The organism is Gaetbulibacter sp. NE, assembly GCF_025548475.1.
Classification (GTDB): domain Bacteria; phylum Bacteroidota; class Bacteroidia; order Flavobacteriales; family Flavobacteriaceae; genus Gaetbulibacter_B; species Gaetbulibacter_B jejuensis.
In genome coordinates this window covers 36915-49279 of sequence record NZ_JAOQHY010000007.1, presented here as the reverse complement: position 1 = coordinate 49279, position 12365 = coordinate 36915, and the positions used below count along the sequence as shown (strand labels likewise).

Genomic DNA, 12365 nt, shown 5'->3' with positions numbered 1-12365 from the left:
TTCGTTTTAGCTTTTATCTCTTTTAGGTTTAAAAATAAAAGCATTGTTGTAGTTCTTTTTAATTTTAAGTAAAGCCTTGTCAGCTTCAAGTCTACTTCTAAAATTTCCTACCCAAATCTTGTAGTTTGGTGTCTCATACTCCATGCTTACAGGCCATTCGCTGTAAGTTTTCATAAAATCAGCCTCAGCTTTTTGAGCTCCAGAGTGATTTCCTTGATAAACTTGTATTTTATACAAGTCAACAGTTTTAGCATCTTTTTTAAACTGTAATAACTTTTCAATGTCTTTGTCTTGTTCAACAGTAACAACACCATCTTGAGCATTTCCTATTGAGGAAAATCCAATAAAAATTAAAAAGGCGAGTAGTGATTTTATGTTCATTTTTGTCATACGTATCTATTATTAAGAGTATTAAAATTTTCAAACGCAAATACTAAACCATTTAGTATTAACAACTTTTCAATTCGGTAAAATTAAAAAATTTATTTCAGCAAAAGTATATCTGTGTTTAATTAAGTAAATGCAAGCTTCAATATTATTTAGAATCTTTATAAATTACCAATTAACACTTCTGTAACATTTCTAAAATGGACTTTAAGTATTATTTTTGCGTGAGATTTTATAACTGTATTTTTTTCTTTTTAAATGAAAAAATCATACCAAAGTTTGGAAGATAATTCAACTAACAATATGAAACAGGTGATATACCGTAAATTAACCGCTAATATACTTCAATTAGGGTTTATTCTTTTACTCACGTTTTCAACAACACTTAACGCTCAAGAAGGTGATCCTGCTAAGGGTAAATCTATTTTCAATACCAATTGTGCTTCTTGTCATAGCCTAGATCGAAAGATGACTGGTCCTGCGTTACGTCATGTAGAGCAAAGATTAGCAGATGACCATGGTTTAGATAGAGAGTGGATTGCTGCATGGATTCGTAACAGTGCTGGAGTTGTTAAATCTGGCGATGCCTATGGTAACCAAATATTCAATGAATATAGTGGTACGCCTATGACGGCTTTCCCGCAATTAACTGATCAAGACATTTCAGATATCTTAGCGTATACAGCCCAAGAAGCTGTGGTTAAAAAACCTGAAACTCCAGAGAATCCTAATAGTGAAGGTGCTACAAATGGAGGAACTTCAAACAAAATAATCCTTTGGGCATTAGCATTGTTATTTGCATTGTTGGCTTTTGCTTTAGTATTGGTAAGACGTACACTAAATAGATTTGCTGAAGCGAAAGGAATTGAGATTCCTCAAAAAGACAAAGGATTACCATTATGGAAAGCGTTTGTACAAAATCAATTTTTAGTATTGGTTACTGCAATCTTCTTTTTATTGACTAGTGGTTATTTTGTGTATGGTTATTTAATGCAAGTAGGTGTTGATCAAGGATACCAACCAGTACAACCAATACACTTTTCTCATAAAATACACGCAGGAGATAACGGTATCGATTGTAAGTACTGTCACTCATCTGCAAGAGTAAGTAAAACTTCAGGAATTCCTTCATTAAACGTTTGTATGAACTGTCATAAATCAGTTGTTGAATATACAGGTGAAACTACTGCTGAGTATAGCAAAGAGTTTTATGATGGAGAAATCCAAAAATTATATGCAGCAGCAGGATGGAGTGATGCAGATCAAAAATACACTGGTCAAGCACAACCTGTAAAGTGGGTTAGAATTCACAACCTACCTGATTTTGCATACTTTAATCACTCTCAGCACGTGTCTGTAGCAGGAATTCAATGTCAAACATGTCATGGTCCTGTAGAGGAAATGGAAATTATGTATCAACATGCTCCACTTACAATGGGATGGTGTATTAACTGTCATAGAGATACTGAGGTTAAAGTTCAAGATAATGGTTATTATGAAAAAATTCATGAGCAGTTATCTAAGAAATATGGAGTTGAAAAATTAACAGCTGCTCAAATGGGTGGACTGGAATGTGGTAAATGCCATTACTAATTTAATATTAATAAAGAGTAATTCAATTATATAATATGTCATCAAACAAGAAATACTGGAAAAGTGTTGAAGAGCTAGACCAAAACAGCTCTGTTGTTGAGACGCTAAAACAGAACGAGTTTGTTCAAGAAATTCCAACTGATGAGTTTTTAGGAGATAAAGCCTCATTAGAAAGTTCTTCTACAACACGTCGTGACTTCTTAAAGTACGTTGGTTTTAGTACAGCTGCAGCATCATTAGCTGCCTGTGAAGGACCAGTGATAAAGTCAATCCCTTATGTGGTGCAACCAGAGGAAATTATTCCTGGTGTTGCTAACTACTATGCAACTACAATTGCTGACGGATTTGATTTTGCAAGTGTTTTAGTTAAAACTCGCGAAGGTCGTCCAATTAAAATCGAAAACAACACAATGGCAGCTACCAATGGTAGTGCTAATGCTAGAGTTAATGCTTCGGTTTTAGGGTTATATGATAGCCTTAGAGTTAAAAAACCAATGAAAGGCGACGCTGAAATTTCTTGGGAACAATTTGATGCTGAAACCAATCAAGCCTTAACAGATGTAATGAATTCTGGTAAAGAAATTGTGTTATTTACACAAACATTTGCTAGTCCTTCAACATCTAGATTGATTGCTGATTTTAAAGCAAAATATGGTAATGTACGTCATGTACAATACGATGCTGTTTCTGAGTCGGCTGCATTAGATGCTTTTCAAGCAAAATATGGAGAACGTGGTTTAGCGGATTACGATTTTTCTAAAGCAATGACAATTGTATCTGTAGGAGCAGACTTTTTAGGTGATTGGCAAGGTGGTGGATTTGATTCTGCATATGCTAAAAAGAGAATTCCAGATCATGGAAAAATGTCTCGTCACATTCAGTTTGAATCAAACATGTCTCTATCAGGAGCTAATGCTGATAAAAGAGTGCCAGTAACTCCAACACAACAAAAAATGGTATTGGCTAAGCTTTATGCCGAAGTAGTTGGTGGTTCTGTTTCTGTTGATTTACCAGAAAATATTTTACAAGCAGTTACTAAAACAGCGTCTGAGCTTAAAAGCGCTAAAGGAAAAGCTGTAGTTGTAACTGGACTTAACGATATAAATGCACAAACCGTTGCATTAGAAATTAATGAGTACTTAAGCAGTGAAGCATTCAATACTGCTTCACCAATAAAAACTAGGCAAGGTAGTGACAAAGCTGTATCTACTTTGGTTAGTGATATGAAAGCAGGAAAAGTTGGAGCAATTATAATGAGTGGAGTTAATCCATTATATACATTACCTAACGCTGCTGACTTTGCTGAAGGATTAAAAAACACTACAGTGTCTATCGCTTTTTCTATGAAAGTTGATGAGACGTCAACTAACTGTACATATATTGCTGCTGCACCACATTACTTAGAATCTTGGGGTGACGTAGAAATGAAAAAAGGACATTATGCATTAATGCAACCAACAATTCGTCCTTTGTTTGATACAAGACAATTTCAAGATGCATTATTAAAATGGTCTGGAAGTGATGTATCGTATCATGATTATGTTAAAGATACTTGGAATTCTTCAATACTTAATGGAGGATCATTTAACCAAGCGTTACATGATGGTGTTTTTGTAAGTAATGTGTCAATTGATGTTGTTGAAGAAGCTACAACAGAAGAAGATACTGCTGAGGCACTTTCAACTAATGCAGCAAGAGCTTTAGCGTCTTCTGCAAAAGCTGGTTCAGGATTAGAACTTACATTATATAGCAAAACAGGAATGGGAGATGGTCAACAAGCCAATAACCCATGGTTACAAGAGTTCCCAGATCCTATTTCTCGTGTGTCTTGGGATAACTATTTAACTGTTTCTAAAGCTGATGCTGATAAACTTGGACTTAAAAATGTTCATGTAGCAACAGGAGCTTTAGATGGAAGTTATGCTGATGTTACTGTAAACGGAACAACTTTAAAGAATGTTCCTGTATTAATTCAACCAGGACAAGCTAATGGTTCTGTAGGTTTATCATTTGGGTATGGTCGTAAGGCTGGACTTAAAGATGAAATGAAAACAGGAGTTAATGCTTACCAATTATACAGTGATTTTAATAATATTCAAAGTGTAACTGTAGCTGCTGCTGCTGGAATGCATGAGTTTGCATGTGTTCAGTTGCACAATACATTAATGGGTCGTGGAGACATCATTAAAGAAACTACACTTGAAATATTTAATACTTACGATAAAGAAGACCACAAACACGGTTGGAATAAGATTCCTGTTGTTTCTCTTAACCATGAGGAAACTCCAGTAACTTCTCCAGATGTTGACCTTTGGGATGAGTTTGATCGTTCAATTGGACATCACTTCAATTTATCTATCGATTTAAATGCTTGTACAGGTTGTGGAGCATGTGTGATTGCTTGTCATGCAGAAAATAATGTACCTGTAGTAGGTAAAGAAGAAGTTCGTCGTAGTCGTGATATGCACTGGTTACGTATTGATAGATATTATTCTTCAGAAGACTCTTTTGAAGGTGATAATGAAAAGAAAGATAATATCTCTGGTTTAGGAAGCTCATTAAGTGAGTTTGGTGAGATGGAAAACCCATCAGAAAATCCTCAAGTAGCTTTCCAACCAGTAATGTGTCAACACTGTAACCACGCACCTTGTGAAACAGTTTGTCCTGTGGCAGCAACATCACATGGTCGTCAAGGTCAAAACCATATGGCTTATAACCGTTGTGTAGGTACAAGATACTGTGCTAACAACTGTCCTTATAAAGTACGTCGATTCAACTGGTTCTTATATAGCCAAAATGATGAGTTCGATTATCACATGAACGACGATTTAGGACGTATGGTATTAAACCCAGATGTTGTAGTACGTTCAAGAGGTGTTATGGAAAAATGTTCTATGTGTATTCAAATGACACAAAAAACAGTTCTTGATGCTAAACGTGATGGTAGAGAGGTTAGAAAGGATGAGTTCCAAACAGCATGTTCAGCTGCTTGTAGTAGTGGAGCAATGATTTTTGGAGACATTAACAATAAAGAAAGTAAGGTAGCTCATCTTAAAGAAGATGACAGAGCATATCACTTGCTAGAACATATTGGTACAAAACCAAACGTTGTATATCAAACTAAAGTTAGAAATACAACTGAAGCTTAACAAAAGAATTAATAAGAAACAATTATAAACAAATTATGGCGTCTCATTACGAAGCACCTATTAGAAGACCTTTAGTTACAGGTGAAAAATCATACCACGATGTTACTGTGGATGTGGCAAGACCTATTGAAGGTAAAGCAAATAAGCAGTGGTGGATAGTTTTTGGAATTTCACTGGTAGCTTTTCTTTGGGGAATTGGATGTATTTTATATACCATATCAACAGGTATTGGAACTTGGGGTTTAAATAAAACCGTAGGTTGGGCTTGGGATATCACCAACTTTGTATGGTGGGTAGGTATTGGTCACGCAGGAACACTTATTTCTGCAGTACTTCTTTTATTCCGTCAAAAATGGAGAATGGCAATTAACCGTTCTGCAGAAGCGATGACAATCTTCTCAGTAGTACAAGCAGGATTGTTCCCTATTATTCACATGGGTCGTCCATGGTTAGGATATTGGGTATTACCAATTCCAAACCAGTTTGGTTCACTATGGGTTAACTTTAACTCTCCATTACTTTGGGATGTATTTGCGATTTCAACTTATTTATCAGTATCATTAGTATTCTGGTGGACTGGTTTATTACCTGATTTCGCAATGATTCGTGATAGAGCAGTAAAACCTTTCCAAAAGAAAATATATTCTCTAATCAGTTTTGGTTGGACAGGACGTGCTAAAGATTGGCAACGTTTTGAAGAAGTATCATTGGTATTAGCAGGTTTAGCTACACCACTTGTACTTTCTGTACATACCATTGTATCTTTTGACTTCGCAACTTCAGTAATCCCAGGATGGCATACTACAATTTTCCCTCCTTACTTTGTTGCTGGTGCGATTTTCTCAGGATTCGCAATGGTAAACACACTTCTTATCATTATGAGAAAAGTGTGTAACCTAGAAGACTATATTACTGTACAACACATCGAGTTAATGAACATTGTAATCATGATTACAGGTTCTATAGTAGGTGTGGCTTATATTACTGAGTTATTTATTGCTTGGTATTCTGGTGTAGAGTATGAACAATATGCATTCCTTAACAGAGCAACAGGTCCTTACTGGTGGGCATATTGGGCGATGATGACTTGTAACGTGTTCTCTCCACAGTTTATGTGGTTTAAGAAACTACGTACTAGTATTATGTTCTCGTTCTTTATCTCTATTGTTGTAAACATAGGTATGTGGTTTGAGCGTTTCGTAATTATCGTTACATCATTACACAGAGATTACTTACCATCTTCATGGACAATGTTCTCTCCAACATTTGTTGATATAGGAATATTTATAGGTACTATTGGATTCTTCTTTGTACTATTTTTATTATACTCTAGAACATTTCCAGTAATCGCTCAAGCAGAGGTTAAAACTATTTTAAAATCTTCAGGAGAAAGATATAAGAGAATAAGAGAAGCAGGCGAAAGTTTAGCTGGTACAGGAGCAGATGAAAGAACTTCAGGTAAAGCTGTTGAAGTAAAATCAGCACCAAAAGCTGAAGTAAAGGACAATACTGATAAAGTAAATAGCTTATTTGAAAGTATAGGTAAGTTCGACCCAAGTACACAAACTGCTGATGACCTTAAGGTGATTAATGGTATTGGTCCAAAAATGGAAGACGTACTTAACAGTATAGGTATTTTTACTTATGTTCAGGTAAGTAAAATGACAAAGAGAGAATACGACTTGTTAGACGAAATTACTGGTTCTTTCCCAGGAAGAGCAGAACGTGATGATTGGTCTGGACAAGCTAAAAAACTAATAAACTAAAAGTAGCATATGGAATCTTCAAAAGTAATTCACGCTATTTATACAGATGATGATGTATTAATGTCTGCGGTTAAAAAAGTTAAAGCAGCAAAACATCATATTGAAGAAGTATACACACCTTTTCCAGTTCATGGATTAGACAAAGCTATGGGATTAGCACCAACACGTATTGCAATTGCTGCATTTATGTATGGTTGTGTAGGGTTAACTGTTGCTATTACCATGATGAATTTTATCATGATTAAAGATTGGCCTCAAAACATAGGTGGAAAACCAAGTTTTAGCTACATAGAAAATATGCCAGCTTTTGTGCCAATTATGTTTGAGTTAACAGTATTCTTTGCTGCCCATTTAATGGTAATCACATTTTATTTACGTAGTAGAATGTGGCCATTCAAAAAAGCTGAAAACCCAGATCCAAGAACTACTGACGACCATTTCTTAATGGAGATAGCTGTTCATGGAAATGAAGAAGAACTAGAGAGTTTACTTAAAGAAACAGGTGCAGTAGAAATTAATTTAGTAGATAAAGAAGAAGCACATTAATATGAAGAGCTTAATTAAAGTAGCAGTTATAGCATTAGTATTAGTAGCGTTTGTCTCTTGTAAAAAAGATTCAAGACCTAATTACCAATTCATGCCTAATATGTACGAGTCTGTAGGTTACGAAACATATTCAGAGTCTGATGCATTTAAAAACGGAAAAGAAGGTCAATTGCCTGTAGAAGGAACAATTCCAAGAGGACATACTCCTTTTGATATTGATAACACAACTGAAGGATATGAGCTTGCAAAAGCTACACTGACTAATAAATTAGATTCTACTCAAGTAGATTTCACTAGAGGAAAAGAACTTTATGATATTTATTGTGGTATTTGCCATGGTAATAAAGGTGACGGACAAGGTAACCTTGTAAAGCGTGAAAAGATACTAGGTATACCTAGTTATGATGATGTTGGAAGGGCAATTACCGAAGGTAGTGTTTACCATGTAATATACTATGGTAAGAACGCAATGGGTTCTTATGCAAACCAATTGAACGAAGAAGAGCGTTGGCAAGTAGTTGCTTATGTAATGAAATTAAAAGCTGATTTAGAAAAATAAGACAGATAAAGATTATATATAGATATGTACACATTTTCAAATAAATTAAAGACACTTTCTATTGCATTAATGATTATTGGGGCAATAGGCGTTGTTTATGGTTTTATGACATCTCATAAATCTTTTGAAGACGTTGAAACCATGTTAGTGGCTGAGTCAGCTTCACATCATGGTGGAGGTCATGGAGAAGATGCAGCACATGCTTCACCTGCTCATGATACTCACAACACTACAGATGCTCATGCAACTAACGCTCATGCTAATTCAGATGTAAGTCATGGTGACGACCACAAAAAACATGTTGAGCATGTAATGCACCAAATACACAATAGACCTTGGGCAGCATTATACGTTGCAGCATTTTTCTTTTTCATGATAGCTTTAGGAGTACTTGCATTTTATGCAATTCAATATGCAGCTCAAGCAGGATGGTCTCCAGTACTGTTTAGAGTTATGGAAGGGATAACATCTTATGTATTACCTGGTGGATTAATAGTATTAGCAATTGCAGTTGCTTCACACTATTTAGGACACAATAGTATTTTTGTTTGGATGAATGAAAATATGACTAACCCAGATCACGAAGATTATGACAAGTTAGTTGCAGGTAAATCAGGATTCTTAAATATGACAGGATTTATAATTCGTGGATTGATATTTATAGCTGGTTGGAGTATTTACCGTCATTTTGCTCGTAAGTTCTCAATAGCTCAAGATAATGCTGATATTAACGATAACAGTAACTTTAAAAAGACATTCCGTATTTCTGCTGCATTCTTAGTATTCTATATTTATACTGAATCTATGATGTCTTGGGATTGGATTATGAGTGTTGACCCTCACTGGTTCTCTACCTTATTTGGATGGTATGTTTTTGCAAGTATGTTTGTAAGTGGAATTACAGTAATTGCAATGATAACTATGTACTTAAAGTCTAGAGGGCACTTAGAGTTTGTAAACGATAGCCATTTACACGATTTAGCTAAGTTCATGTTTGCAATCAGTATTTTCTGGACATACTTATGGTTCTCTCAATTTATGTTAATCTGGTATTCTAACATTCCAGAAGAGGTAACTTATTTTGTAACGCGTTTCCAAGATTACCAATTACCTTTCTTAGGTATGGTAGTAATGAACTTTGTGTTCCCATTATTAGTATTAATGAATAGTGATTACAAACGTATTCCTTGGTTTGTAGTTATGGCTGGTATAGTAATTCTTTGTGGGCACTATTTAGACATATTCAATATGATTATGCCTGCAACAGTAGGAGATAGATGGTTTATTGGTGTATCTGAAATTAGTTCAATAATGTTATTTGCAGGACTGTTTATTTTCGTAGTATTCACTGCATTGACTAAAGCACCTTTACTTGCAAAAGGAAACCCATTTATTAAAGAGAGTGAACATTTCCATTATTAATTAAAATAAATAAAGAAGAGAAACGACAATGACTGCTTTTTTAACAACTATAATAGTACTTTTCATAGCTGTTGCAATTTGGCAAATGGTTAAAATATTTGACTTAGCTCAAGTAGGTAACACCAATAGCCAAGTAGCAAATGATAAAGACAATACAATTAATGGCTATTTAATGATAGGTTTCTTAATCTTCATTTATGTAATAACAATTGTTTGTTTTGTAAAATGGGGAGATTTACCTCTAATGTCCAATTCAGCTTCAGCTCATGGACCTCAAATAGATAACTTAATGATTATCTCAATGGTAATCATATTTATAGTTCAAACAATAACTCAGTTTTTACTACACTACTTTGCTTACAAATACAAAGGAGAAAAAGGTAGAAAAGCATTATTCTATGCTGATAATAACACATTAGAGGCAATTTGGACTATTATTCCTGTAATTGTTTTAGCTGGTTTAATTATCTACGGATTATTTACTTGGACTAGCATTATGAATATTGATGAAGACGAAGATCCTTTAGTTATTGAGTTATATGCTCAACAATTTAACTGGACTGCTAGATATGCTGGAGACGATAATGTTTTAGGTATGGCTAACGTTAGATTAATTGATATTGATAAAGCTAATGTTTTAGGTATTGACGAATCTGACCCTAACGGACACGATGATGTAATTGTTAAAGAATTACACCTTCCTGTAGGTAGACCAGTATTATTTAAAATGCGTTCTCAAGATGTATTACACTCTGCATACATGCCTCACTTTAGAGCACAAATGAACTGTGTTCCTGGTATGATTACTCAGTTTGGATTTACACCAACTATTACAACCGAAGAAATGAGACAAAACCCTGATATCATTGATAAGGTTGCTCATATTAATGAGATAAGAGTTGAAAACAGCGAAGCTGTTGAAGCTAGAGGACAAGATTTAAGATATGAGTTTGACTATTTATTATTATGTAACAAAATTTGTGGTAAGTCGCATTACAACATGCAAATGAAAATAATAGTAGAAACTCAAGAAGAGTATGATGCTTGGATGAAAGAGCAAAAAACATTCAAAGAATCTTTATAATAAACCAATTAAAAAGTATTAAAACGATATAAGATTATGTCAGCACACGCAGATATTCACGCACACGACGACGATCACGGACATCATCATAAAGAAACATTCGTGACTAAGTATATATTTAGTCAGGATCATAAAATGATTGCCAAACAATACCTAATTACAGGTACTATAATGGGTGTTATAGGTATTTTAATGTCTATGATGTTTCGTATGCAAATTGCATGGCCTGAAGAGCCAAATGTACTTTTTGAAGCATTATTAGGTAAATGGGCACCTGAAGGTGTAATGGATGCTGATATCTATTTGGCATTAGTGACCATTCATGGTACTATAATGGTATTCTTTGTACTAACTGCAGGTTTGAGTGGTACATTTAGTAACCTTTTAATTCCGTTACAAATTGGTGCTAGAGATATGGCATCAGGATTCTTAAACATGGTATCTTACTGGTTATTCTTTTTATCTAGTGTTATCATGGTGTTGTCATTATTTGTTGAAGCTGGACCAGCTGCAGCAGGATGGACAATTTACCCTCCATTATCTGCATTACCAATGGCTCAAGGTGGTTCAGGTGCTGGTATGACTTTATGGTTAGTATCTATGGCAATATTTATTGCGTCATCATTATTAGGATCATTAAACTATATTGTTACAGTACTTAACCTTCGTACTAAAGGAATGTCTATGACAAGATTGCCTTTAACTATTTGGGCATTCTTTATTACAGCTATCATTGGTGTAATTTCATTCCCAGTATTATTATCAGCTGCTTTATTATTAATAATGGATAGAAGTTTTGGTACATCATTCTTCTTATCAGATATTTTTATTCAAGGTGAAGTACTGCATTATCAAGGTGGATCTCCAGTATTGTTTGAGCACTTATTCTGGTTCTTAGGTCACCCTGAAGTGTATATTGTATTATTACCAGCATTAGGTATTACTTCAGAAATTATAGCGACTAACTCACGTAAACCTATCTTTGGTTATCGTGCCATGGTAGCCTCTATTTTAGCAATTGCATTCTTATCTACAATTGTTTGGGGTCACCATATGTTTATTTCTGGTATGAATCCATTCTTAGGGTCTGTATTTACATTTACTACTTTATTAATCGCGATTCCTTCAGCTGTTAAAGCATTTAACTACATCACTACGCTGTGGAAAGGTAATTTGCAAATGAATCCAGCAATGCTGTTTTCAATAGGATTAGTTTCTACATTCATTACAGGAGGTTTAACAGGAATCATCTTAGGAGATAGTGCACTTGATATTAACGTACACGATACGTATTTCGTTGTAGCTCACTTCCACTTAGTAATGGGTATTTCTGCACTTTACGGAATGTTCGCTGGTATTTACCACTGGTTCCCTAAAATGTTTGGACGTATGTTAAACAAACGTTTAGGTTATGTTCACTTCTGGACAACTGCAGTATGTGCTTATGGTGTATTTTTCCCAATGCACTTTATAGGTATGGCAGGATTACCAAGACGTTATTATACTAACTCTGCATTCCCATTGTTTGATGACTTAGCAGATGTAAACGTTATTATTACTGTATTCGCCTTAGTAGGTGGTGTATTCCAGTTGGTATTCTTATACAATTTCTTTTCTAGTATTTTCTTTGGTAAGAAAGCTGAGAAAAACCCATGGAAATCTAACACTTTAGAATGGACTACTCCAGTTGAACATATACATGGTAACTGGCCAGGAGAAATTCCTCATGTTCACCGTTGGGCTTATGACTACAGTAAACCAGGACATGATGAAGATTATGTGCCTCAAAACGTGCCAATGAAAGATGGCGAAGAAGAACTTCAACATTAATGAATTCTTGATAGAGCAAGAATCTTAAA

At 34.8% G+C, this 12365-nt stretch carries 9 protein-coding genes; 8 read left to right on the top strand and 1 reads right to left on the bottom strand.

Translation table 11 applies throughout. From position 1 onward, the window contains the following. Window positions 1-6: 6 nt before the first annotated feature. Window positions 7-381 (bottom strand): SPOR domain-containing protein, encoded by a 375-nt coding sequence (locus OD803_RS09605; RefSeq protein WP_129760955.1) that lies wholly within the window; start codon window positions 379-381, stop codon window positions 7-9. A gap of 309 nt (window positions 382-690) precedes the next feature. Here OD803_RS09605 and OD803_RS09600 point away from each other — a divergent pair, with 309 nt between their 5' ends. From OD803_RS09600 to OD803_RS09565, 8 genes are read left to right on the top strand one after another with little or no spacing between them, the layout of a single operon-like run. Beyond that, window positions 691-1980 carry a cytochrome c3 family protein gene (locus OD803_RS09600; RefSeq protein WP_262733251.1) on the top strand — a complete coding sequence of 430 codons (1290 nt, stop codon included), beginning with the start codon at window positions 691-693 and terminating at the stop codon, window positions 1978-1980. A gap of 35 nt (window positions 1981-2015) precedes the next feature. Further along, window positions 2016-5129 (top strand): TAT-variant-translocated molybdopterin oxidoreductase, encoded by a 3114-nt coding sequence (locus OD803_RS09595; RefSeq protein WP_262733250.1) that lies wholly within the window; start codon window positions 2016-2018, stop codon window positions 5127-5129. A gap of 35 nt (window positions 5130-5164) precedes the next feature. Continuing rightward, window positions 5165-6895: an NrfD/PsrC family molybdoenzyme membrane anchor subunit gene (gene nrfD / locus OD803_RS09590; RefSeq protein ID WP_262733249.1), complete on the top strand. Its 1731-nt coding sequence runs from the start codon at window positions 5165-5167 to the stop codon at window positions 6893-6895. Window positions 6896-6904: 9 nt separating this feature from the next. Further along, a complete protein-coding gene (locus OD803_RS09585; protein ID WP_129760959.1) occupies window positions 6905-7441 on the top strand; it encodes a DUF3341 domain-containing protein in 537 nt (178 codons plus the stop codon). 1 nt (window position 7442) lies between these two features. Next, window positions 7443-8000 (top strand): c-type cytochrome, encoded by a 558-nt coding sequence (locus tag OD803_RS09580; RefSeq protein WP_129760960.1) that lies wholly within the window; start codon window positions 7443-7445, stop codon window positions 7998-8000. 24 nt (window positions 8001-8024) lie between these two features. Then, window positions 8025-9422 (top strand): quinol:cytochrome C oxidoreductase, encoded by a 1398-nt coding sequence (locus OD803_RS09575; RefSeq protein WP_131508810.1) that lies wholly within the window; start codon window positions 8025-8027, stop codon window positions 9420-9422. A 28-nt stretch (window positions 9423-9450) separates the two neighbouring features. Continuing rightward, window positions 9451-10506 carry a cytochrome c oxidase subunit II gene (locus OD803_RS09570; protein WP_129760962.1) on the top strand — a complete coding sequence of 352 codons (1056 nt, stop codon included), beginning with the start codon at window positions 9451-9453 and terminating at the stop codon, window positions 10504-10506. A 36-nt stretch (window positions 10507-10542) separates the two neighbouring features. Next, the gene (locus OD803_RS09565) at window positions 10543-12336 is read left to right on the top strand and encodes a cytochrome c oxidase subunit I (protein WP_134200698.1); all 1794 of its coding nucleotides are present in this window, start codon (window positions 10543-10545) and stop codon (window positions 12334-12336) included. The last annotated feature ends 29 nt before the right edge of the window (window positions 12337-12365 follow it).